Genomic DNA, 23647 nt, shown 5'->3' with positions numbered 1-23647 from the left:
TCAGCGGCTTGGGGGTTCTGCGACGGGTCAGGACTGCAGCTGCAAGGTCTTGATAATTTTGCTGTCCACCTTCTCGCCCGCACCCGAGGTGGCATTCTTGCTTTCCTTGCGCAGCAACAATAAATGGTCGCCGCTGACGCCATACTGGCGCGTCTCGTCCGTCTTTTGCGTAAAGCTGATGACGACGAAAGCGCGCCCGCTCACGTCAAAGTGGAAATGGCTGGCCAGCGGCGTGCCGTCGGCAGCGATCCACACCTCGAGGCCGCCCTCGAACTTCTTCACATACTTGCGGTCCTTTTCCGGCACCTTGTCGAGCGACAAGGTAAAGCTGAGCAGGCGCGCCGGCTTGCCCTTGTAGTTATCTATCTTCTCGCCGCTGAACACGGCTTCCTCGATTTCGCGCGACAGGGCATCCGCCGCCGACACCATGGAGTGCAGCTCCGTCGCCTTCATTTCCCCCAGCGCAAAGCCGATCGGCGTCTTGACCTTCGGATCTTTCACCCTGGCGCGCTGCTCGGCTTCCACTTTCGCCAGCACCTCCTTACTGTAGAGCACCTGCAAGCCCGCTGGCCCGCTGTCAACAGCCACCGTGGCCTGGCCGCTATCGTCTTCCGCCGTCTTGCCCTCGCCCTCGCGGCGCCAGGTTTTCGATTCGACCTGCGCCTTGATCGGCATCCGGCCCTGCAAACGCGCCAGCGCCGCATTCAGATCGGCCAGGCCATCGGCCCGCGCCGTACCGCAAAACAAACTGAACAAGCCCACAGCCGCCAGGCCTTGCACTCCCATACATCGCCGCATCGCCACATCCCTTCAGGTCATACAAGGATGCCAAAACACCATGTTTTGGCCTTCTGTTGCATTTGAACACAGCTAGCTCTGGTCAGGTGGAAAGTCTTTCTGCTATAATTCGCCGCCTTGGCCTGGTAGCTCAGTCGGTAGAGCAGAGGATTGAAAATCCTTGTGTCGGTGGTTCGATTCCGCCCCGGGCCACCAAGAATTCAGCAGTACATAGCAAAAAGCCACCTTCGGGTGGCTTTTTTGTTTTCGCCTGCAAACAACGTCATGCCATCCATCGCCAGCTATGTACGCAAACGTACGGACTGCTGCGGCCCAAGAGCCCATGCTGCAGGCAGACCAAATCCCCTCCCGCCGCCAGCGCCCTGCGCGACACGGCAGACGGGGTGACAGGTCCGCTCTCCCCGCCACACCGCCATGCGAAACTCGCGCCCGACGCCGTCGAGCCGTTCCGTACATAACGGCACACTGCCAAAGGATGCATCATGAAACCTACCCTGATATTGCTCGCGCTCGCCTCTACCCTCGCCCTGACCGCTTGCCAGCGCGAAACGCCACCCGCTCCTACCGTCGTGCAAGTCGTTCCCGGCCCTGCCGGCGCGCCTGGCCCAACAGGCGCCACGGGTGCCACGGGCGCTGAAGCCCCTGCCGGCGCGACGGGTGCCACCGGCGCCACGGGCCAGACTGGCGACAGCGGCATGCAAGGCAACGATGGCGCCAAGGGCGACGCTGGCGCTGCCGGCGATGCAGGCGCCAAAGGCGACACGGGCGCCAAGGGCAAGACGGGCGACACGGTGATTGTCGTTCCACCACGCTAATACGCCTCGCGCCAGACACCACAACGCCAACCCATGCGGTTGGCGTTGTGTGTATGCGCTGTACCGCACAGTAACATCGGCCGCATCGGCCTACCCTGTACTTAGAGCCTATTCCAGTAGATGAATACATCCCCTGCTGGCGCCCATCAGAAGCGGGGACTGCGTTGATCGTCGTTGCGTGGCTCGCCACGCGTCCTCCTCACGCCTTGTCCTCGCTCCTGATGAACTGCCAGCAGAAGACGCTCACTACTGGGATAGGCTCTTATTACACATGGAGATATCGCATGCTGATGATCATACTGATGGTGGCCCTGCTGGGCCTAGTTGCACTGTTCGCGCCCGGCCCCGTGCGCCGCGCCCTGCTCGCTCCGCGCCTGCTGGCCCTGTTCAGGCGCATCCTGCCAACGATGTCCGACACGGAACGCGACGCCCTCGAGGCAGGTACCACGTGGTGGGATGCCGACCTGTTTTCCGGCCGGCCCGACTGGACAAAACTGCATGCCTATGGCCGCGCCACGCTCACCGCCGAGGAACGCCACTTTCTTGAGCATGACGTCGAACGGCTGTGCGAACTGGTCAATGACTGGGAAACGCAGCAGCAACTCGACTTGCCACCACAAGCCTGGGCCTACATGAAAAGCCAGGGTTTCCTCGGCATGATCATCCCGAAACAATATGGCGGCAAACAGTTCTCCGCCACCATGCATTCGCAGGTGGTCATGAAACTGTCGAGCCGCTGCTCGGCGCTGGCGGTGAGCGTGATGGTGCCCAATTCGCTGGGACCGGCCGAACTGCTGCTGCACTACGGCACCGAAGCCCAGAAAGATTACTACCTGCCGCGCCTGGCCGCCGGCACCGAGATTCCCTGCTTTGCGCTGACCAGCCCGTATGCGGGTTCCGACGCGGCCGCCATTCCCGACCTGGGCGTGGTGTGCATGGGCATGCATGAGGGGCGCGCCACTCTGGGTTTCCGCCTCAGCTGGAACAAGCGCTACATCACCCTGGCGCCCGTGGCAACCTTGCTGGGCCTGGCATTCCAGACCAGCGATCCCGAACATCTGCTCTCCGACAACGATGCACCGGGCATCAGCTGCGCCCTGATCCCCGCCAGCCACGACGGCGTGGTGATCGGCCGCCGCCACCATCCCTTGAACGCCGCCTTCCAGAACGGCCCCACGTCCGGCAACGATGTCTTCATTCCCATCGACTGGGTCATCGGCGGCCAGGCGCAAGTGGGCAAAGGCTGGCGCATGCTGATGGAATGCCTGGCGGCGGGACGCGCCATCTCTCTGCCCTCGTCCAGCGTGGGCATGGGCAAGATGGCCGTGCGCGGCACCGGCGCGTACGCGGCCCTGCGGCGCCAGTTCAACATGCCGATCGGCAAGTTCGAGGGGGTGCAGGAAGCGCTGGCGCGCATGGGCGCCAACCTGTACCTGATGGACGCGGCGCGTACCCTGGCCGCGCACGCCGTCGACCTGGGCGAGAAGCCGGCCGTCATTTCCGCCATCGTCAAATACCACGTCACGGAACGGGGACGCGCACTCGTCAACGACGGCATGGACATTCTCGGCGGCAAGGGCATCTGCGTGGGCCCGAACAATTTCCTCGCCAGCGCCTACCAGCAAATCCCCATCGCCATCACGGTCGAAGGCGCCAACATCCTCACGCGCAGCCTGATCATCTTCGGCCAGGGCGCCATCCGCGCGCACCCGTATGTACTCAAGGAAATGGCCGCCGTCCAGGAAAACGATGGTCGCAAGGCCGTGCGCGATTTTGACGCTGCCTTCTTTGGCCACGTGGGCTTTGTGCTGGGCAACCTGACCAGGGGATTGTGGTACGGACTGGGCGGCGCGCGCCTGGCGGCCGTGCCCGACGCCGGCGCGCCCGCACTGGCACCCTACTACCGCGCGTTGACGCGGCTGTCGACGGCGTTTGCCGTCATGACGGATATGTCGATGTTCGTGCTCGGTGGCGAACTCAAGCGCCGCGAACGGCTGTCTGCCCGGCTGGGCGACGTGCTGGCGCAGCTGTACCTGGCTTCGTCCGTGCTGAAGCGTTACGAGGACGATGGCCGGCCCGAGGCCGACCTGCCCTATGTGCACTGGTCGCTGCAAGACGCGCTGGTGAAGGCGCAGCAGGGCTTGACGGGCGTGCTCGATAATTTCCCCGCACGCGTGCTGGCGGTGCTGCTGCGTACCCTGCTGTTCCCGTTTGGCCTGCCGCACCGTCCGCCGTCCGACGAACTGGGCAGTGAAGTGGCGCTGGCCCTGCAAACGCCGGGCGCCGACCGCGAGCGCCTGCTGGCCGACGGCCATGTGGCCAGCGACGCGGCAGATCCCGTGGCCTGCGCCGAGCGGGCACTGGCCTTGCTGCCCGACGTGCTGCACATCGAAAAGCGCCTGAAAGACACGCCAGAAGGGGCAGCCCTGCGGCACCTGCCGCAAAGCTTGTCCGCCATGCAGCCATGGCTGGCGGCAGCGATGGCGGCAGGCACCGTCAGCTGCCAGGAGCACAATACCTTGCTGGAATATGCGCGCCTGGTCGATGGCTTGATCCAGGTCGACGATTTTGCGCCGGCCGCAGCGCAGGAAACGCAGGCCGCCTATCCCCGCGATGACGCCGGCGTGGTCGAGGCCAGCGACAAGCCCAGCACGAGCGGCACCAGCGCCGCGTACACGACGATCACGGACAGCCAGACGGCGCCTGGCCAGTACGCCCTGACGCCAAAGTAAATGCTGGCAAACACCAGCGGACAGAGCACGGACGCCAGGCTCACGGCCGAAGCCAGCACGCCCTGGAACTGGCCTTGCCGGTCCTCGGCGACTTGCCGCGTGGCCAGCGACTGCAGGGCCGGCGCGCCGATGCCGCCCAGGGCGAACACGGGCATGATGGCGAAGATCATCCAGCTGCGGCTGGCAAAGGCCATGACCACCAGGGCCACGCAGGCGCAGGCCACGCCCGCCAGGATGGTGGCGCGCTCGCCCAGCAGCCTTACAGCCGGGCCGGGCAGGAAGGCCTGGGCCAGTGCCTGGCACACGCCGAAGGCCCCCAGCGAGAGGCCAATCCACAGCCCGTTCCACTCGAACGCATCGTGGCCCCACAGCGCCCAGCACACGCCATACACTTCGCCCGCCGCGCTGAAGGTAAAGAAGATGACGGTGATCGGCAGCAAGCTTTTCTGAGAAAAAACCCAGCGCAACGGGCGCAGGGGATTCAACGCCGCCAGGTCGATTTTCCCACCCGTGGGCTGGCGAGACTCGGGCAACGTCAACAACGCCAGCAGCAGATTGCCAGCATTCAAAACGGCGGCCGCCATGAACGGCAGGCGCAGCCCGTAATCACCCAGCGCGCCACCGAGCACGGGGCCGATGATGAAGCCGGCGCCGAACATGGCATTCAACAGACCGAAGCGGCGCGCCCGCGTGGCTTCGGGAGAAATATCGGTGATGTAGGCGGTGGCCACGGAGACGTTGGCGCTCGTCAGCCCCGCGATGGCACGCCCCAGCAGCAGCATCCACAGGCTAGGAGCGAAGGCCAGGAACAGGTAATTGGCGGCCGCGCCCGCCAGCGAGAGCAGCAGCACGGGGCGCCGCCCCAGGCGGTCGCTCAGCGCGCCCAGCACGGGCGCAAAGATGAACTGCATCAGCGCATACAGGGCCGTCATGATGCCGATATACGGCGCCACATTGGCCGTCCGCGTGACCTCCTGCAGCAGCGCGGGCAGGATGGGGAAGATCAGGCCGATGCCGACGGCATCGAGCCCGACGGTGGCGAAGATGACAGGCAGCGCTGCCACGGGAATGGACGGTTTCATATACTCAATCTAAATATGTACTCAGTACATAAATAGTACGCCCAGCCTGGCTGCGCCATCAAGCGTTATCTGTACTCAGTACACTTCGTGTATGATCGGGGCAACATGACGATTCCTGCCGACCTCCGCTCCCGCAAACGCCTTGCCACCAGGCAAGCCATCTCGAATGCCGCCACACGCCTGTTTTTCGTGCGCGGCTTCGAGCAGGTGACGGTGGACGAGATCGCCGCAGCCGCCAGCGTGGGACGCATGACGGTGTTCAACCACTTCCCCCGCAAGGAAGACATGTTCTTCGACCGCGAGGAAGAGGGGCGCGAACTGCTGCGCGAGGCGCTGCGCCAGCGCGATCCCGCCATTTCCCCCGTCGACACCCTGCGCCTGCTGGCGCACCGGCTGGCACTGGAAGACAGTCCCTACATCACGTTCTCCGCCGCCGGCCAGGGTTTCATTGCCACCATCGAGGCCAGCGATACCTTGAAAGCGCGGGCGCGGGCGATACGCGACGAACTGGCGCACGTCGTCGCGCAAGCGCTGACGGAATCCACGGGACGGGAAAGCGACGATCCCCTGGCCCAGCTGGCGGCCAGCCTGCTGCTGGCCACCTGGAGCACCGCGCTCATCGAAGCGCACCGCGCCTTCCGTCTGCATGGCGACGCGCAGCTGGCCAAGGCAGGCTTTCTCGCCCTGGTGGACCAGGGGCACACTGGCTTGAACGCCGCCATGGCGGGTACGCCTTACGCCTGAGCAGTACAGCATGCTGCCGGAATGGCTAATTCCTTGACACAGGGCAAGGCGTCGCCGTGCCACCCCGCATAGAATGGCCGGCTTTGCCCCTCGCCCATGCGCCACGCTCCCGAACTTCTCCTGCCTGCCGGCTCACTGGCCAAGATGCATGCCGCCTTCGACTATGGCGCCGACGCCGTCTACGCGGGCCAGCCGCGCTACAGTTTGCGCGTGCGCAATAACGATTTTTCGACCTTGCAAGCCTTGCAGGACGGAATTGATGGCGCGCATGCGCGCGGCAAGCAATTCTTTGTCGCCAGCAACATCTTCGCCCACAATGCCAAGCTGAAAACGTATTTGCACGACATGGAACCGGTGATCGCCATGCGTCCCGACGCGCTGATCATGGCCGACCCGGGCTTGATCATGATGGTGCGCGACAAGTGGCCTGACGTCCCCGTGCACCTGTCCGTGCAAGCGAATGCCGTCAACTGGGCCGACGTGAAATTCTGGCACCGCATGGGCCTGACGCGCGTGATTTTGTCGCGCGAACTGTCGCTCGACGAAATCGAGGAAATCCGCCAGCGCTGCCCGGAAATGGAACTCGAAGTGTTCGTCCACGGCGCCCTGTGCATCGCCTATTCGGGCCGCTGCCTGCTCTCCGGCTACTTCAATCACCGCGACCCAAACCAGGGTACCTGCACCAATTCCTGCCGCTGGGACTACAAGGTGAAAAATGCAGCCGAAGACGCCAGCGGCGACCTGGGCGGCATGCAGGTAGTGCCGCTGGAATTTCACCAGGCGCTGGCCGAGGCCGACAACAATGCGTTTTCCGCCCTGCACCAGCAGCCGCGCCACCCGCTGGCCGACCAGCCCTATTTTATCGAAGAAGCCCAGCGCCCGGGCCAGCTGATGCCGATCCTCGAGGACGAGCACGGCACCTACATCATGAATTCGAAGGACTTGCGCGCCGTCGAGCATATCGAGCGCCTGGTCAAGATCGGCGTCAATTCGCTCAAAGTCGAGGGCCGCACCAAGTCGCTGTACTACGCAGCGCGCACGGCGCAAGTCTACCGCCAGGCCATCGATGACGCCGTGGCGGGCCGTCCCTTCGATATCAGCCTGCTGGGTCAGCTGCAAGGCCTGGCCAACCGCGGCTACACGGACGGTTTTTACCAGCGCCATCACACGCAAACGCACCAGAACTACATGCGCGGCGCCTCCGAGGCGGACCGCAGCCAGTATGTGGGCGACGTGCTGGGCGTGACGGACGGCTGGGCCAGGGTGGAAGTGAAAAACCGCTTCGCCGTGGGCGACCGCATCGAAGCCCTGCATCCGGGCGGCAACCGCGATTTCACCATCGCGCGCATGCTCAGCGATGACGGCAAGGAGATCCAGGTCGCGCCCGGCAGCGGCCACTTCGTGCGCATCGAACTCGACGGGGCGCTGGACAAGGCCTTGCTGGCCCGCTATTTGTAACCGCCAGTCTGGCAAGCGGGGTGGCGAAGCAGTTTCCAAGTGTTTGATTTGACAAGAAAAAATCCGCAGGGTAGCGCTTAAACAATTTGTTTAAGCCTCAACATTGCTATACGATACGGCCACCCTGCGCCCGGGGCCGTTATCGGAACCCGGTGCGTCCCTGACACGTTCACCGGAATCCCCGATGCCACCTGCCACACCCGCCCTCATCACCAACGACGCCGTCGTCCTCGGCCTGCTCGCCATGACTCTGGGGGCCGTCTTCTGGAGCGCCTCCCGCACGGACGGCTTCTGGAAAAAGTTCTATACCTATATCCCGTCCTTGCTGATGTGCTACCTGATCCCGGCGCTGCTCAACACCTTCGGCATCATCGACGGCAACGCTTCCGGCCTGTACGCCGTGGCGCGCGACTATCTGCTGCCCAGCGCGCTGGTGCTGCTGTGTGTGGCCATCGATTTCGGCGGCATCCTCCGCCTGGGACCCAAGGCCATCATCATGTTTCTTACAGGAACTGTCGGCGTGATGCTGGGCGCCCTCGTCTCGTTCGAAGCCTTGCGTTTGATCCACCCGGAAACGGTGGCGGGCGACACCTGGCGCGGCATGACGACTGTCGCCGGTTCGTGGATAGGCGGCGGCGCCAACCAGGCGGCCATGAAGGAAGTGTTTGAGGTCGATGCCACGCTGTTCGGCCAGTTCGTCGCCGTCGACGTGCTGGTGGCCAACGTCTGGACGGCCGTGCTGCTGTTCCTGGCGGGCCGCGCGGGCGCCTTCGACCGCTGGACGGGCGCGGATTTATCCGCCATCAATGCGCTCAGGGACAGCATCGAAAGTTATCGGGCCCAGCACGCGCGCATCGCCAGCCTGACCGACATCATGATCATCCTCGGCGTGGGCCTGGGCGTGACGGGCCTGTCGCACTTCCTGGCCGGCCCGATCATCAGCTGGATCGCCACCCTGCCGGCCGAGTGGCGCTTGCAGGATTACAGCCTGACATCGAACTTCTTCTGGATCGTCGTGCTCGCCACCACCTTCGGCCTGCTGCTCAGCTTTACCCGCGCGCGCAGCCTGGAAGGCGCGGGCGCCTCGACCATCGGCTCGGCCATGCTGTACGTGCTGGTGGCCACCATCGGCATGCACATGGATTTGAAAGCCCTGTTCGACAAGCCTTTCCTGTTCCTGCTGGGCCTGATCTGGATCGCCGTGCATGGCGGCCTGATGCTGCTCGTCGCCAAGCTGATCCGCGCGCCCCTGTTCTTCATGGCCGTGGGATCGCAAGCCAACATCGGCGGCGCCGCCTCGGCCCCCGTCATCGCCAGCGCCTTCCACCCATCGCTGGCACCCGTCGGCGTGCTGCTGGCCGTGCTCGGCTACGCGCTGGGCACCTATGGCGCCTACATCACGGGTTTGATACTGCGCGGCATGGCGGGGTGAGGCCTGTCCTGGCCTGACCAGCCTAGCCCGCAACAACAACGCCAGCCTTCGGGCTGGCGTTGTCGTTTACTGCTCGCATCGTCCGCAGAGTCCGAAAAATCCCCAAAATGTAGCAGAAACCCCTCAAAACCAAATTTCTGCACCATTTTCGTGCGAAATCTGCGATGATAGTTGCCCAAATAACCGATTACCTCCATGGAATTCTGATGAAATACGCATCTGCTCACGAGTATGTCCAGCATGTCGCCGCACGCAATCCAGGTCAACCCGAGTTTCTGCAAGCCGTCACCGAAGTCATGGAGAGCTTGTGGCCATTTCTGGAACAGCACCCGAAATACGCGGAACAAGGCTTGCTGGAACGCTTGATCGAGCCGGAGCGCGTGGTGATGTTCCGCGTGTCGTGGGTCGATGACCATGGGCAAGTACAAGTCAATCGCGGCTATCGCATCCAGCACAGCATGGCCATCGGGCCGTACAAGGGAGGCATCCGCTTCCACCCTTCCGTCACCCTGTCCGTGCTGAAATTCCTCGCCTTCGAACAGACGTTCAAGAATGCGCTGACCACGTTACCGATGGGCGGCGGCAAGGGCGGCGCCGATTTCGATCCGAAGGGCAAGAGCCCCGGCGAAGTGATGCGCTTTTGCCAGGCTTTCGTCAGCGAACTGTTCCGCCACGTGGGCTCGGACACGGACGTGCCGGCAGGCGACATCGGCGTGGGCGGGCGCGAAGTGGGCTATATGGCAGGCATGATGAAAAAACTCAGCAACCGCGCCGACTGCGTGTTCACGGGCAAAGGCGCCAGCTTCGGCGGCTCGCTGATGCGGCCGGAAGCGACGGGCTACGGCACTGTATATTTCGCCGAAGAAATGCTGAAAACGCGGGGCCGCTCCTTCGAAGGCATGCGCGTGTCCGTGTCCGGTTCGGGCAACGTGGCGCAGTACGCGGTGGAAAAAGCCATGGCCATGGGCGCGAAAGTCATCACCGTCTCCGATTCGAGCGGCACCATCATCGATGAAGACGGTTTTACGCCGGAAAAGCTGGCCATCCTGATGGAGATCAAGAACCATTTGTATGGCCGGGTCAGCGATTACGCCGAACGCACGGGCGTGCGCTTCGAAGCGGGCGTGTCGCCATGGCATGTGCCGGTCGACATCGCCCTGCCCTGCGCCACGCAAAATGAATTGAACATCGACGACGCGCGCATCCTGATCGCCAATGGCGTGCAATGCGTGGCCGAGGGCGCCAACATGCCCACCACCATCGAGGCAGCCAAGGCCTTCGAGGCGGCCGGCGTACTGTATGCGCCGGGCAAGGCCAGCAATGCGGGCGGCGTGGCGACTTCCGGCCTGGAAATGAGCCAGAACGCGGCCCGCATTTCGTGGCCGCGCGAGGAAGTCGATGCGCGTTTGCTGCAGATCATGCAAGGCATCCACGCTGCGTGCAAGCAGTACGGCACGCGCGCCGATGGCACCGTCAGCTATGTCGATGGCGCCAATATCGCCGGCTTCGTCAAAGTCGCCGATGCCATGCTGGCGCAGGGGGTGATTTAAGGGGGTAATTTAAGCGGCCTAACGACACCTGACAAAACCGTAGCGAGCGGAAGAGAGAGGTGGTCGAGAAGCGCAACCGTACTCAAGTACGGTGAGCATCGCAGACCACCTATATCGACGCGCAGTAGGTTTGGTCAGGTGTCTACAACATTTCAGGTTTCATCAGGCTCTTGCGGCTGATGGTGCGGCCCGATACCATGAACTCGCCATTCCCCCGGTAGTGCAGGGTTTCGGGCAGCTTGGGCGAGGTGGCCACGTGGGCCTTCACGCACTCGAAAATGAAGAAGCCGCCCTTCGGATTGCCCGCCACCTGCGCCAGCTTGCATTCGAAGTTGGCGTAGCACTCGGCGATCAGCGGTGCGCCCACCAGCTCGGCCGGCTGCGGCGTCAGGCCGAATGCCGTGAATTTATCCGTGTCTTCGCCGCTGCAATTACCGATGGCGACCACCTGGTCGACCATGTCGGCCGTGGGCAGGTTGATCACGCATTCCATGCTGCGCTTGATCATTTCATAGCTATGGTTCGCATCGGAAATGAAGCAGCCCAGTAACGATGGCGTAAATTCCATCAGCATGTGCCAGGCCATGGTCATGACGTCGCTCTCGCCCTTCCACGTTGAACTGACGAGCACCACCGGCCCCGGTTCGAGGAAGCGGCGGATATCGGCGACGGGATAATCTTCTTTGTGATAATTTTTCATCTAGTCTCCAGGACGCGGTACGCCATAGCATAGCCCAACGGCGCCGTGCCGGGCGCGCGGCTGTCATCCGCGCCGCGATTTGTGCCATTCATCGCAAATTTCTCCCTCTCGGAGTACTTGCGCCCTAGAATACACTGATCAACTACTCAAGGAAACCGCCATGCGCCCTTTGTTCCTGTTGTCAGTCCTGTCCCTCGCTTGCCTCTCCACCCTCGCGCATGCCGACGAGCAAACCCGCACCGTCGGCGCCTTCAACGCCATCGACATCCGCGGCCCCATCAGCATCGAAGTCGAATCGGGCAAGGAGCAAAGCCTGCTGCTGCGCGGCGACCAGAAATTCCTCAGCGGCGTCATCACGGAAGTGGTCGATGGCGAGCTGAAAATTTCCATGAAGGACAAGGACATCAAGAAGACCGAGGGCGACCCGCGCATCATCATCACCATGCCCACCTTGCGCAAGCTGATCGCGGAAGGCGCGGGCGAGAAGATCTTGACCAAGCTCAATGGTCCAAGGGTCGACATCAGCTACAAGGGCGCGGGCCGCCTGGCCGCCGATGGCCAGGTCGACTGGCTGCGCCTGAAGGCGCAGGGCGTGGGCGAAGTCGATACGAAAGCATTGCTGGCGAAAAACGTCGATGTGAATTTCGAAGGCATCGGCTCCGTCAAGGTGTATTCCTCGGGCGAACTGAACGCCGTGGTGCGCGGCATGGGCGAACTGACGTATTACGGCAAGCCGAAGATCGTGCACAAGTCGGTCGCCGGCATCGGCAGCGTGAATGCCGCCAAATAAGATTTCCTAGAACAACAAGGCCATCAGGCCACTGGAGACCGCATGACCGTTTTACACGATACCGATGCACCGCTGGTGCTGCGCGAGGATGAGGGTGGCCTGGTCACCCTGCGTTTGAACCGCCCCCTGCAATTCAATGCCCTGTCGGAAGCCATGCTGGCGGCGCTGCAGGAAGCGCTGGACGCCATCGCGCAGCAGCCGCACGTGCGCTGCGTGGTGCTGGCCGCCGAAGGCAAGGCCTTTTGCGCGGGCCACGATTTGCGCCAGATGCAGGCTACGCGCCAGCTTGATTATTATCAGACCCTGTTCGCGCAATGCTCGCGCGTAATGCAAGCCATCCAGGCCTTGCCCGTGCCCGTGATTGCCCGCGTGCACGGCATCGCCACGGCAGCCGGCTGCCAGTTAGTCGCCAGCTGCGACCTGGCTGTGGCGGGTGCCTCCGCGCGCTTTGCCGTGTCCGGCATCAATGTGGGCCTGTTCTGCGCCACGCCATCGGTCGCCCTGTCGCGTAATGTCTCGCCCAAGCGGGCCTTCGACATGCTGGTGACGGGCCGCTTCATCGACGCCGACACGGCCGCCGACTGGGGCCTGATCAACGAAACGGTGGCCGATACGGCGCTCGACGAGGCCGTGGCGCGCCTGGCGCAGCAAATCATGGCAAAAAGCCCGACGGCCATCCGCTACGGCAAGGCCATGTTCTACCGGCAGCGCCAGCTGCCACTGGACGACGCGTATGCGTATGCGGGAGACGTGATGGCGCGCAACATGATGGAAGAGGATGCGGACGAAGGCGTCACCGCCTTTTTAGAGAAGCGGCCGCCCAGCTGGGCGCGGCCTTGACTTCCTAGTCTTAACGATTGTCCTTCATCTGCTGCTGGACGGAAAGACTCAAGGTACCGAGGTCTTCCTTGCCCAGCAGCGGCAAGTGCGCCAGCAGCTGCATCAGGGTCGAGCTGCCCGTCACGTCCAGCTCGGACGATTGCACCAGCACCGTGCCGGCGCCCGTGAAGTCGATCTGCTTTTCCTCGCCCGACAAACTGAAACCTGTCAGTGCGCCGGCGGCCGAGGCCCAGCCCTGCACGTGGGCGTAATCGTAGTGATACGAAGGGCTGGGGCAATCGGCCCAGCCCAGCACGGCCTGCTCGTCCACGCGGCACGGCAACTCGAGGAAATGCACGGGGCCGTTCGACGAGGCGATGACTTTCCCCGTGCCTATCATGGTCAGATAGCCGGGTAAGGTTGATTCCTGGCAAATCACATCCTTGGTAAAACCCAGCAGGTTTTTCGCGCGGATGGTCATGTTGGCGTTGTCCAGGTCGTAGCATGCCAGGTCGTTGCCGTTATCGCCCAAAATCAATTGACCCTGCCCTTGCGCCACGACAAAGTGGTGGATGTACTTGGGCGCATTGAAGGCATTGCGCACGATCAAGTCGAGCACGCTGCTGCCCATGGCTTCGAAGCGCAGCTCGCCATAGAAGGCGATCATCTTGCCCTTGCGAATGAAGATCTGCTCCTTGACGTCGATGACATACGAAAAACGGTTCAGGTTATCGTTCTTCGGCAAGGTATCGGGATTATAAATCGTCATGGCTTACCTTTCGCTCGCTTGGATGTAGACCGTGCCCTGGCCCGTAAACTTCACCTGGTACGACTCGCCGGACGCCTGGCCGACGAAGGTTTTCCAGTTCAGGTCCGTGACGATGGTCGAGCTCAGCTGGCCCGTGTGGCCGATATACGCTTGCGGGTCGACAAACACGGGCACGTCCGACGTGACGGGCAAGCCGATGGCATTGCCGTCCGACAAAATCGCCACCTCGCCCGTGCCTTGCAAGGTGGTGGTAAACAAACCCTGGCCTGAGGCCATGCCGCGCACCACGCCCTGCACGCCGCCCTGGTTGCCCAGGAACATGGTGCCGGCCGTCAGGCGCGCATCGAAGGCCAGAAGGGAGTCGCTTTCCACATAGAACGTTTCACCGCGCACGGGCACGATGCTGACGAACAGGCCGCCCTGCGCATAAAACACGCTGCCTGTGCCACGCGCCGACATCAGCGCATAACCCTCGTTTGTGACGGCGCGCATGGCCAGGCTTTGCACGCCCTGGCCCGCCAGGAAGGAGCGGCTGAACGCCACGTCGCCCTGGTACGACACCATGGCGCCCTTGCGCGCGAACACTTCTTCATTGCCGAGTTTGACCTCAAGCATCTTTTCATTGATCTGCTGATAGACAGGCATAACGGCTCCTAGCGTTCGGCGGGCTGGATGAACACCACGCCCTGGCCTGTGAATTTATGCTGGTACGATTCGCCCGAGCTCTGGCCGATCATGGTGCGCCAGTTGACGTCAAAAACGAATTCCTGGCGGATCTCGCCCTTGAAGCCGACGAAGGCGTCCGGATCCACGCGCAGCGGGTGCGCCGGCGTCACTTCGAGCATGATCAGGTTGCCGCGCGATATGACGGCCAGGTTGCCATGGCCCTCGACGGTGGTGGAAAACAGGCCCTGGCCCGAGCTGGCACCGCGCAAGCCAGCAAAGCTGGTGCCCGTCTTCAGGCCGGTGTCGTAGGCCAGCAGGCTGCTGCTTTCGATGGTCAGCTTTTCGCCGGCCAGCGCCATGACGGTGATCTCGGCTGCATTCTGCGCGAAAAACACCGTGCCGCTGCCTGAAGCCTGCATCACCTGCATGCCTTCGTTTGTCACCTTGCGCTTGAGCGCGCCGAAGATGCCCTCGCCGCCGAGCAGGGATTTTTCAAATTTGATGCTGCCCGTATAGGCGACCATGGCGCCGGCGATCGCCAGCACTTTTTCATCCTGCAGGCGCACTTCCAGCAGGCGGTCGGTATTGGTGCGGAAACTGGTCACGCGCGACTCCCCAAGAATGCCAGGGCACAAAGCCATGGCTATCCGACAAGATACCGGTGGCTTTGCCGGTGCGCAAGCGCTATTCCTCCCGAACGGGGATGAGTGAATAAAAAAAGGCGTGCCCGGAGGCACGCCTTGCGTTCACGCAAAGAACGGTTTATTCAGCCAGCACCGGCCTGGCGCCGCGTGCGTTCTGCAACATCGGCACGGGGTCATTGGTATTGACCTCGACCACCGTGACGCCCTGCAGCACGCCAGCCACTTGGTAGCCGACGGCGCCCAGGTGGCGCTTGCCTTCGGCCAGGTTGGACCAGCTCAGCGAGACAGTCGCCGTGCCGCCCGTGTAAGCCGTGCCCGGCATCAGCGCCTTGAAGCCGCCATTCGACAGGCCAGGCGCCAGCACCCACGACGACAGGGTGTAGTCGGCCTGGCCGCCTTGCGGCGCGTAGCCGATCACGCACACCTTGTACGTGCCAGCGGCGGGCAGGCGCAGTTCCACTTGCTCATTGGAACCTTCATTGCCGCTGCTGCCGACCAGCACATTGGCGGCGTTGTAGACCTCCATGTCCATGTCGGTATTTGCGCCGCCCGTCGTTTCCGCGTCGTAGGTGGCAAAGCGCGCCGCCAGGGTGCCGGCCGGGATCACCACGTTGTGCACATTCACACCCGTGGCGCCACCGGCCTTGCAGCTGGCCGAGGCCGTGCTGTTGTTGGCCTGGCCGATCGTGCGCGCCTGGCGCACGGCTTCGACGAGACCCGACTTGACGCCCACCAGCGCGCCCGTGAAGCCCGTGCCCAGGGTCAGCACCTTGCTGCCCGTGGCCGCTTCGCTGCTGACCAGTGGAATGACGGCCAGCGAGGTGCCGCGCGCCGTCAGCGGGCTGCGTACCGTGTGCGTGCCATCGGTCCAGCTCAAGGCGCCGTAGGTCCAGGTATTGGCTGGCGCCGTGGTGCGCGTCAGCTTGACCTGGTACTGCGCCCTGGCGCCCGGCGCCAGGCTCAGGCTGGTTGGCGTCACCGCCACCGTATAGCCGGGCAGGCTGGCCGAGACGTTGTAGACGGCGCTGCTGCTGCCCACATTGGTCACCGTGCGCGTCAAGGTTTGCGTGCCCAGCACGTTGGCCGCCGTCAGCGACGCCAGATTCAGGTTGTAGGCAGCGATACTGCCGATGGCCTGGCAGGTGGCGGCCGTGTAGACCTTCAGATTCAAGCCGCACAGGAAGCGCGCATAGTCGATTTCCGACATGTCATACACGAGGCCCGGATCAGCCGCGCTGTTCGGCGCGATGTGGCCGGCGCCCTGGCCCCACGGCAGCTGGCCCGAGTTCTTCGCCGTGGCATCCCACGACACGGAACCGTTCAAGCCATCCGAATAGGTGCTGAAGGCCGTCGTCATCAGCGCCGACTTGATGGCCGCGGGCGACCAGTCCGGATGCTGCTGCTTGAGCAGCGCCGCCACGCCCGCCACGTGCGGGCTGGCCATCGAGGTGCCGGAATAGAAATCCCACTCCGCCGACGGCGCCACGCCACCGGCCGCCACGGCATCGCGCTGCGCCTGCGTCAGATCGGCCGTCACGCCGGCCAGCACGTTGGTGCCGGGCGCCGACAGGTCGGGTTTCAGGATGTTCGCATTGGCCACGTTCGGCCCGCGCGAGGAACGGTCGCTGACGATCGGCGCCTGCACCGTGGTGTCGGCGATGGTATGGATTTCGCCCAGCGCCGCCGTGCCGTCGGGCGTCGCCGCCATGAAAGCCTTCAGCGCGTCGCCCTGCGTCTGCGCCAGGTGCACGGTCGACAGCGCATGTGCCTGGTTGATGATGGTGTTGACGCCACCGGCCACGTTGGCGATGATCACGCCCTCCGCGCCCGCCGTTTTGGCATTCGCGCTCTTGTTGACCAGCACGTTGCCGCCACGGTCGCACACCAGCACCTTGCCCGCCACTTTCGCCGGGTCCAGGTAGGCCGAGGTGACATCGGCCGCGCCGAAGCAGCGCAGCAGGTTGACATCCGTCGGCGACACGCCGGCCAGGCCCGCGTCGCGCGAGCGGATCAGCGGCAGCGCGGGCGTCTTCGCATTGCTCGACGCGCCTTCCAGCTTGCTGCCGTTGCTGAGGATGACGTTGCCCGCGTACAGGCGGTTGTGGGTGGAATTGGCCACCGTTGCCAGCCACGGGCTGATGTGCGACACGGGCGCCGGCACGTCGGGTGCCGGCGTGGCCGGACCGGAATTGCCGCCCGACGTGGCGACAAACACACCGGCCGCCGCCGCACCGAGGAAGGCGACTTCCGTCGGCTCGTCGAAAGCGCCACCGCCCGCGTTCGGACCGATGGAGAAGTTGATGACGTTGACGCCATCCTTGACCGCCTGGTCGATGGCGGCCACGCTGTCGGCCGTGGCGCAGCCGTTGCGCCCCGTCGAGGCAGCCGTCCAGCAGACTTTATAGGCGGCGATGCGGGCGCGCGGCGCCATGCCCGACGCCTTGCCCAGCGAGACGCCGTTCGAGGTGGCCAGGGCGCCATTGTTGCCGCCGGCCGTGGACGCCGTATGCGTGCCATGGCCGCCGTGCCCCGTCAATCCGGCGACGGAATCGCGCGGCGATAAAAATTCCGTCCAGTGCAGCGCCGACGTGGCGGCGCGGTAGTAGCGCGCGCCGATCAGCTTGTTGTTGCAATTCTCGGCGGAAAATCCCTCGCCGGTCTGGCACGTGCCCTGCCAGCTGGCCGGTGGCGCGCCGTACACGACGTTGTTGCCATTGTGGCTGGGCACGCCGTTCTCGTCGAGGCGGTCGGCAAAGGCCGTGTTCTCCGGCCAGATGCCGCTGTCGACGATGCCGATGATGATGTCTTCACCCGCGTGCGCCTTGCCGCCCAGCTGCTCCCAGATGCCGCCCGGCTTGTCCAGGCCCAGGAAGCTGGGCGTGTAGCTGGTGTCGAGCTGCAGGATGGAGTCGGCGCTGATGCTGGCCACGCCGCTGTTCTTCTTCAGGGCCCGCACTTCATCGTCCGTCAGCAGGGCGGAAAAGCCGTTGAAGACGACGCTGTACTGGTGCGTGATTTCAGCCGCACTGACGGTACCGGCCACGGCGGCCTGTTTGGTGTCGAGGTAGCTCAGGTAGGCCTGTACATCGGCGGCGCCCACGTTGATGCGTGCCCCCGGGGCCGGCTTGGTGGCGGCCAGGCCGTTGACCTGGCCCGTGTAGGTGGCGGCCGGCTTGTCGACCAGTTGCACGATGTAGGAGCGGCGTTCCTGCGCCTGCGCCGCTTGCGCCAGACTGGCGGCCAGCAGGAGGATACCGAGCGAAACGGGACGTAATTTCATCTCACGCTCCTTGCACGGTGGAAGCTGCGAACTTGCCGCTGCGGCGGCGCGACAGCATGCCGATGGCGCCCAGGCCGGCCAGCATCAGCATGTAGGTCGACGGTTCCGGCACGGCGCTGACACTGAGGTTGTCGAGCGCGAACTGGCCCTGGTTGAATGCGGGCGAATCGAGGGAATTGCTGCACGCGCCCGTCTCGTTGAAGATGCACGCATTGAAGGTCAGGCCCGTGAAGGCGTAGTTGCTGAAGCCGCTGAGCAGGGACGCGCTTTGGAAATAGTAATTGCCATCGCTGCCCTGGCCCGGAAACGCCCACGACGTGCTGATCACCTGGCCGTTGCTGAGGGTACCGCTCAGTTGCAGCTGGCCCCAATTCATGTTCGGCAAGCCCGTGATGGGGGCGATGAAGGAATAGTCGAAACCGGCCAGGGTGAATGCCCGCTGGTCGGCGCGTGAGAAATTCACGCCGCCATCGTTGAGGATGGCCAGGTAGTTGCCAGTGGCGCCTTGCGGGCAGGCGGCGATATCGCACGACGAGCCCAAGCGGCCATCGAGGATGGCGCCCACACCGCTGACGCCGCCGCCGGCTGCCGTAGTCGGGTCGGCCAGGAACTGCAGCTTGTAGTTCGACGTATTGAGCGTCTGGCCGCTTTCATACACGTCGGGGCGCAAGTTATCGAAGCTCAGGACACCGGCCATGGCCGGCGCCGTGGCCAGCACGGACAAGGTGGCCAGCGCGGCAAAGACGGTAGAGCGACCGCGGGTAGCGGGCGGATTGACGATGGCGGGCGATACCCGCGCAGGTGATAAACGATTCATTCTATTCCCTTGATTGTTGTGGATAGATAGGTCGGCAGGTCTGGCGCCCGCTTTCAGCTTTTTCACAAAAGTGTCAATAAATATAGCAAATTGCATAAAATAAATATCATATATTTAATATCATTAATTTATTTTTTATCTAACTCTGCGAAACTTTATTTTGTTTTACCTATGAAACCTTGAGGAATCTCAATGTTACATTTGAACAACAACTCATCACGCAGCTGACGTGCGCGCCAACGGACCGGCCCAACTTCAGATAAGCTCGAAAACCGCGCTTGCAAAGCCATCACATCGGCGTCACATCGCGGTACACCTGTTCCATCCTGGAACACTGGTCTGTGCCCCTCCGTTCCCACAAGACGCACCTCTCGGGCTATTGCGTCGATGGCATGAAGCTTGCACAACAAGGGGATCGACCGTGCTCAGGGAGCAACATCATGGAACACTACCAACTGGCCGGCAGCGGCCGCTCAGGCACGCGGCCGGCCTGGCGCAGCATCGTGTGCAGCGCGCTGGCGCTGGCTTTTTTCCTGCTGGCAGCCAGGCTCGACCTGGCCGAACGGCTGACGCATGCCCTCTGGCGCCAGGAGCACTGGCAACTCGATGAATTGGCCCTGAGCCTGCTGCTGCTGGTGCTGGTACTGGCCGGCTTTGCCGTCTGGCGCGGACGCCAGGTGGCCCTGCTGCTGGCGCAAAACCGCGCGCTCACGCAGCGCCTGCTGCGCGCGCAGGAAGAGGAACGCTGCGCGCTGGCGCGCGAGCTGCACGATGAAGTGGGACAAGACTGCACGGCCATCCGCGCCGCCGCCAGCTATATCCTGCGCGCGCGCGATGGCGACCAGGCGAACGTGCAAGCCTGCGCCGCCAGCATCGCCCGCTCTGCGGAAGCGCTGCATGCGATGGTGCGCAGCATGCTGCGCCGGCTGCGCCCGCCCGTGCTTGACAGTCTGGGCCTGGAAGCGGCCCTGCAGGCGCTGTGCGACAGCTGGGCCCAGCAGCACGGCATCGCCTGCCGTTTCGCGCCGCAGGCCATCCCCGCCGACCTTGACGACAGCATCGCCACGGCCATCTACCGCCTGGTGCAGGAAGGCTTGACGAATGTGGCGCGCCACGCGGGCGCCGACCAGGCCACGGTGGAATTGCGCGCCGATGCGCACGGCTTGCTGCACCTGGCCATCGAAGACAATGGCCGGGGCTTGCGCCAGGACATGCAGCAGGAATCCGGTTTCGGCATGCTGGGCATGCGCGAGCGCGTGGCCGGCTTGCGCGGCCATATTCGCTGGATCAGCGCGTTGGGCAACGGCTTGCGCATCGAAGTGGCGCTGGCGGCACGGTGCGCGGCATGAACGCCATGCACAACGCCCTGCAGCCGATCCGCGTCATGCTGGTGGACGACCACCCGGTGGTGCGCACGGGCTACCGGCGCCTGCTGGAACAGGGTGGCGACATCGCCGTCGTGGCCGAGGCAGGCAATGGCGAGACGGCGTATGCCTTGCATCTGCAACACGCGCCCGACGTCTGCGTGACAGATTTGTCCATGCCCGGCATCGGCGGCCTGGAATTGCTGCGCAAGCTGCTCGCGCGCGATGCTGGCGCCCGCGTGCTGGTGTTTACCATGCACGACACGCCACAACTGATCGCGCGCGCGTTTGACGGCGGCGCCTGCGGCTTCATCAGCAAGCAAGCCGACCCGGAGCACCTGGTCGACGCCGTGCGCGCCGCCCACGCGGGCCGGCGCTACCTGGACCCGCACAGCGCGCCCGGCGTGCTGCAGGGCACGGCCAGCATGGAAGCGCAGCGTTTAAACAGCCTGAGCCAGCGTGAATTCGAAATCTTTCGCCTGCTGGCCGAAGGCCGCAGCGCCGCCGACTGCGCCCGCCTGCTGCACGTGAGCAGCAAGACGGTGGCCAACCACCAGACCTGCATCAAGGAAAAGCTCGACGTGCCCGGCCCCGCCGCTTTGGTCCACCTGGCGCTGCGCAACGGCATCATCGAGCAGCGCCAGCTTTGACAGTTTAAAACGCGTAGCGCAAGCCCGCATTCACGCTGCGCGGCGCACCGGCCGCATAAAACGTCGCGTTGAGCATCGGATACGCCCCGTTCACGGCGGGCAGCGGCCGGGCGGCAAAATTGCCGTTGGCGTCGAAAGCCGTGGCGCCCAGCTGGGCCGCCGTCGCATACTTCCGGTCGAACAGGTTATTCACCTGGGCAAATATGCTCAGCTGCGGCGTCAGCTGGTACTTGCCATTCAGTTCCACCACGGCATAGCCGCCGCTCTTGCCCGACCCCAGGTACGCTGGCCCGCCCGCCTGGTGCTGGTTGTTTTCATTGCCGCGCGCAAAGGCGCTCGACACGGCCGTCATGGCCAGCCCCACCGTCCAGTCGCGTCCGCCCTGAACATCCACGTGCGCCTTCAGGATATGGCTCGGTGTCAGGGGTATCCGGTTGCCCGGAGTGATGACGATATTGCCTTCCAGGCCAGCTGCGTCCGCGTCGCTGCTGCTGTTGGCGCTGCCGTTGACCACCTCACGGCTTTGATACGTCGCCTGCAGCCAGGTGTAGTTGACGCCGAAGTCCAGCCTGCCCGCCTTGCCATCGACCGCCAGCTCCACGCCCTGATGGCGCGTCTTGCCGAAGTTTTTAAAGTAACCAAATCCCGCCTGGTTGTCGGCCACGAACAGGATATCGTCGTGGTTTTCTGCGCGGAACACGCCCGCGCTCCAGCGGGCAATCTGGCCAAGCTTGCCGCGCACGCCCGCTTCCCACGTCTTCGTCACCACCTGTTTTAATGGCGGGTCGCCGGCCATGGCATTGGGCAGGCGGCACGGGTTTTCCGGGTCGGCGCAACCGAGTTCGATGGCCGTCGGCGTGCGGCTGCCTTCGTTGTAGCCGAGATAGGCGCTCACGCCCTTCGCCGGCGCATAGGCCAGGCCGATGGCGGGATTGAAGCGGCTGAAACGGTGGTCGCCATCGAGCGAACCGCTGCCGCCGCCTGGCGTGATGGCGTCGCGGTTGCGCACCGTGCTGCGGTTGTAGCGGCCGGAAACGGTCAAGGTCAGACTTTGATTGAACGCAATACTGTCGCTTGCATACACGCTCCAGGTGCGCACGCGCCCGCTCAAGTCGACCCGGTTGTCGAAGGGCGTGCCGTCGTCATCGATTTCCGTGCCGTCGGCAAAGAAGTCGACGGGCGTGATGCTGCGGTCCGGGTTCAGGTAGCCGAACTGGCTGGTCTGGCGGAAGGTGGCGTGGCTGGCATCGAAGGCGGCGCCGGCCGTGACGGCATGGCGCGCTCCCGCCAGGTCGGCCAGCACGGTGAACTGGCCGGAGAGCCCATAGTTTTCCTGCTGCGTATGGCTGCGGTTGAGCATGCCATTGCATTTTTCGGCCGGCTCATCGTTCAGCAGCACGTTGCCGATGCAGCGCCACTTCGGAAACGGTGTATTGCTTGCATTCGCCCCGCTGGCGGGAAAGCCCGTGTAGCCGGCCGCCGCCAGGGCCGCCCGCTCGGCCGCGCCGGGCTGGTAGACGGACTGGTCGAGCGACTCGTCGTTCAGGTCGCCATTAAACGTGTGCGTGTCGATCTTGCGGTAGTAGACATTGCCGGACAAGAGCAAGGCCTCGCTGGCCTGGTGCTTGCCCGTCAGGTTCAGCAGGGTCGACTTGTTCTGCGTCTGATCGGGCTTGGTGTAGACGCTGCGGTAGTCGCGCGCCAGCAGGCGCTGTTCCTGCAAGCCGTTGCCCGTCAGCGCATTGTCCGCGTGGGCCACGGTCAAGGCGATATCGCTGCGCGCATCGCTCCAGCCCAGCTTGCCAAACACCTGGCGCACGTCGGACGGCGAATCGTCGCGCCAGCCATCTTCCTTGAAGCGGTTGCCGGTCACATACCAGTGCCAGCCCTGCGCATTGCTGCCGCCATGCTCGAACTCGACGCCGCGCCGTTGATCGGAGCCCAGGCGCGCCTCGATGGCGGTGCCGGGACTGCTCCTGCCATCCTTGGTCTGCAGGGCCAGCGCACCGCCCAGCGTGTTGAGGCCAAACAGGGGATTCGAGCCGGGCATCAGGGTCAGCGATTCGATGGCCATGCGCGGGATCAAGTCCCAGCTGACGACATCGCCAAACGGCTGGTTCAAACGCATGCCATCGAGATACACAGAGAGTCCTTGCGGCGTGCCCAGCAAGGGCGAAGCCGTATAGCCGCGATAGCTGACGTCGGGCTGGAACGGGTTGTTCTGCACTTCGTTCACGTAGACGCTGCCCAGGTTGCGGCGCAGGAAGGCGGAAATATCGAGCGCGCCGCTGCGCGCGATCTGCTGCGCGCTGGCCGTCTGCACGGGCGCGGCCAGCGCATCGCGCGGCTGCTCTACGGTGGGCAGCGGCATGCTGCCCGTGATGATAACGGTGGGCAAGTCGTACGCAAGCTCCAGGTTGGCAGGATTGGCAGGATTGGCAAGGTCGGCGGCCTGCGCCTGGCACAGCGCCATGGCGGCGGCGGCAAATAAAGTCAGTTTCATGCGGTTCCCCGTTTTTATAGTGGTTTTATTGCTG

The 23647-nt window shown here is 63.9% G+C and carries 18 protein-coding genes, 1 tRNA gene and 1 pseudogene; 11 read left to right on the top strand and 9 right to left on the bottom strand.

Going from position 1 to position 23647, the window contains the following annotated elements; genetic code table 11:
* Window positions 1–27: 27 nt before the first annotated feature.
* Complete coding sequence (locus CNX70_RS04360) at window positions 28–786, bottom strand: hypothetical protein (protein WP_244199035.1); 759 nt, start codon at window positions 784–786, stop codon at window positions 28–30.
* A 131-nt stretch (window positions 787–917) separates the two neighbouring features.
* Here CNX70_RS04360 and CNX70_RS04355 point away from each other — a divergent pair.
* The 3 genes and pseudogenes from CNX70_RS04355 to CNX70_RS04345 all read left to right on the top strand — a co-directional run.
* Window positions 918–993, top strand: a tRNA-Phe gene (locus CNX70_RS04355).
* Between the two features lie 287 nt (window positions 994–1280).
* Window positions 1281–1613: a hypothetical protein gene (locus CNX70_RS29100; protein WP_096233716.1), complete on the top strand. Its 333-nt coding sequence runs from the start codon at window positions 1281–1283 to the stop codon at window positions 1611–1613.
* A gap of 284 nt (window positions 1614–1897) precedes the next feature.
* Window positions 1898–4183: pseudogene (locus CNX70_RS04345) on the top strand (acyl-CoA dehydrogenase); the annotation flags it as partial.
* Between the two features lie 32 nt (window positions 4184–4215).
* On the opposite strand, the gene CNX70_RS28795 reads toward CNX70_RS04345, so the two are convergent.
* The gene (locus tag CNX70_RS28795) at window positions 4216–5427 is read right to left on the bottom strand and encodes a TCR/Tet family MFS transporter (protein WP_157750898.1); all 1212 of its coding nucleotides are present in this window, start codon (window positions 5425–5427) and stop codon (window positions 4216–4218) included.
* Between the two features lie 105 nt (window positions 5428–5532).
* Here CNX70_RS28795 and CNX70_RS04335 point away from each other — a divergent pair, with 105 nt between their 5' ends.
* The 4 genes from CNX70_RS04335 (at window position 5533) to gdhA (ending at window position 10611) form a co-directional block, all read left to right on the top strand.
* Window positions 5533–6171, top strand: a complete 639-nt coding sequence (locus CNX70_RS04335) for a TetR/AcrR family transcriptional regulator (RefSeq protein ID WP_096233715.1) — start codon at window positions 5533–5535, stop codon at window positions 6169–6171.
* Between the two features lie 96 nt (window positions 6172–6267).
* Window positions 6268–7629, top strand: a complete 1362-nt coding sequence (gene trhP, locus CNX70_RS04330; protein ID WP_096233714.1) for a prephenate-dependent tRNA uridine(34) hydroxylase TrhP — start codon at window positions 6268–6270, stop codon at window positions 7627–7629.
* Between the two features lie 184 nt (window positions 7630–7813).
* Complete coding sequence (locus CNX70_RS04325) at window positions 7814–9061, top strand: DUF819 family protein (protein WP_096233713.1); 1248 nt, start codon at window positions 7814–7816, stop codon at window positions 9059–9061.
* Window positions 9062–9267: 206 nt separating this feature from the next.
* Window positions 9268–10611, top strand: coding sequence for an NADP-specific glutamate dehydrogenase (gene gdhA / locus CNX70_RS04320; RefSeq protein WP_096233712.1), 1344 nt, complete (start codon window positions 9268–9270; stop codon window positions 10609–10611).
* Between the two features lie 142 nt (window positions 10612–10753).
* Here the strand turns inward: gdhA and CNX70_RS04315 are convergent, their stop codons facing one another.
* Window positions 10754–11311 (bottom strand): flavin reductase family protein, encoded by a 558-nt coding sequence (locus CNX70_RS04315; RefSeq protein WP_096233711.1) that lies wholly within the window; start codon window positions 11309–11311, stop codon window positions 10754–10756.
* A gap of 160 nt (window positions 11312–11471) precedes the next feature.
* Here CNX70_RS04315 and CNX70_RS04310 point away from each other — a divergent pair, with 160 nt between their 5' ends.
* Both CNX70_RS04310 and CNX70_RS04305 read left to right on the top strand, forming a co-directional pair.
* Complete coding sequence (locus tag CNX70_RS04310) at window positions 11472–12101, top strand: head GIN domain-containing protein (protein ID WP_096233710.1); 630 nt, start codon at window positions 11472–11474, stop codon at window positions 12099–12101.
* 42 nt (window positions 12102–12143) lie between these two features.
* Complete coding sequence (locus CNX70_RS04305) at window positions 12144–12941, top strand: enoyl-CoA hydratase (protein ID WP_096233709.1); 798 nt, start codon at window positions 12144–12146, stop codon at window positions 12939–12941.
* 10 nt (window positions 12942–12951) lie between these two features.
* On the opposite strand, the gene CNX70_RS04300 is transcribed toward CNX70_RS04305, so the two are convergent.
* The 5 genes from CNX70_RS04300 to CNX70_RS04280 form a co-directional block, all read right to left on the bottom strand.
* Entirely contained in the window at window positions 12952–13689 is a 738-nt protein-coding gene (locus CNX70_RS04300) for an AIM24 family protein (RefSeq protein WP_096233708.1), read from the bottom strand.
* Window positions 13690–13692: 3 nt separating this feature from the next.
* Window positions 13693–14334: an AIM24 family protein gene (locus CNX70_RS04295; protein ID WP_096233707.1), complete on the bottom strand. Its 642-nt coding sequence runs from the start codon at window positions 14332–14334 to the stop codon at window positions 13693–13695.
* 8 nt (window positions 14335–14342) lie between these two features.
* Window positions 14343–14996 carry an AIM24 family protein gene (locus CNX70_RS04290; protein ID WP_096233706.1) on the bottom strand — a complete coding sequence of 218 codons (654 nt, stop codon included), beginning with the start codon at window positions 14994–14996 and terminating at the stop codon, window positions 14343–14345.
* A gap of 121 nt (window positions 14997–15117) precedes the next feature.
* A complete protein-coding gene (locus CNX70_RS29095; protein ID WP_096233705.1) occupies window positions 15118–18279 on the bottom strand; it encodes a S8 family serine peptidase in 3162 nt (1053 codons plus the stop codon).
* Between the two features lies 1 nt (window position 18280).
* Window positions 18281–19096: an NF038120 family PEP-CTERM protein gene (locus CNX70_RS04280; protein WP_157750897.1), complete on the bottom strand. Its 816-nt coding sequence runs from the start codon at window positions 19094–19096 to the stop codon at window positions 18281–18283.
* A gap of 440 nt (window positions 19097–19536) precedes the next feature.
* Between CNX70_RS04280 and CNX70_RS04275 the strand changes: the two genes are divergently transcribed.
* Both CNX70_RS04275 and CNX70_RS04270 read left to right on the top strand, forming a co-directional pair.
* The gene (locus CNX70_RS04275) at window positions 19537–20445 is read left to right on the top strand and encodes a histidine kinase (RefSeq protein ID WP_167389610.1); all 909 of its coding nucleotides are present in this window, start codon (window positions 19537–19539) and stop codon (window positions 20443–20445) included.
* A complete protein-coding gene (locus tag CNX70_RS04270; RefSeq protein WP_244199034.1) occupies window positions 20442–21110 on the top strand; it encodes a response regulator in 669 nt (222 codons plus the stop codon). Before CNX70_RS04275 ends, CNX70_RS04270 begins: the two co-directional genes overlap by 4 nt.
* Before the next feature lie 4 nt (window positions 21111–21114).
* On the opposite strand, the gene CNX70_RS04265 is transcribed toward CNX70_RS04270, so the two are convergent.
* Window positions 21115–23613 (bottom strand): TonB-dependent receptor, encoded by a 2499-nt coding sequence (locus tag CNX70_RS04265; RefSeq protein WP_096233702.1) that lies wholly within the window; start codon window positions 23611–23613, stop codon window positions 21115–21117.
* Between the last annotated feature and the right edge of the window lie 34 nt (window positions 23614–23647).

This window comes from Janthinobacterium svalbardense, from assembly GCF_002327145.1.
Lineage (GTDB): Bacteria > Pseudomonadota > Gammaproteobacteria > Burkholderiales > Burkholderiaceae_D > Janthinobacterium > Janthinobacterium tructae.
Note: the sequence above shows the minus strand (reverse complement) of the source record. Positions and strands in the feature narration are given on the sequence as shown.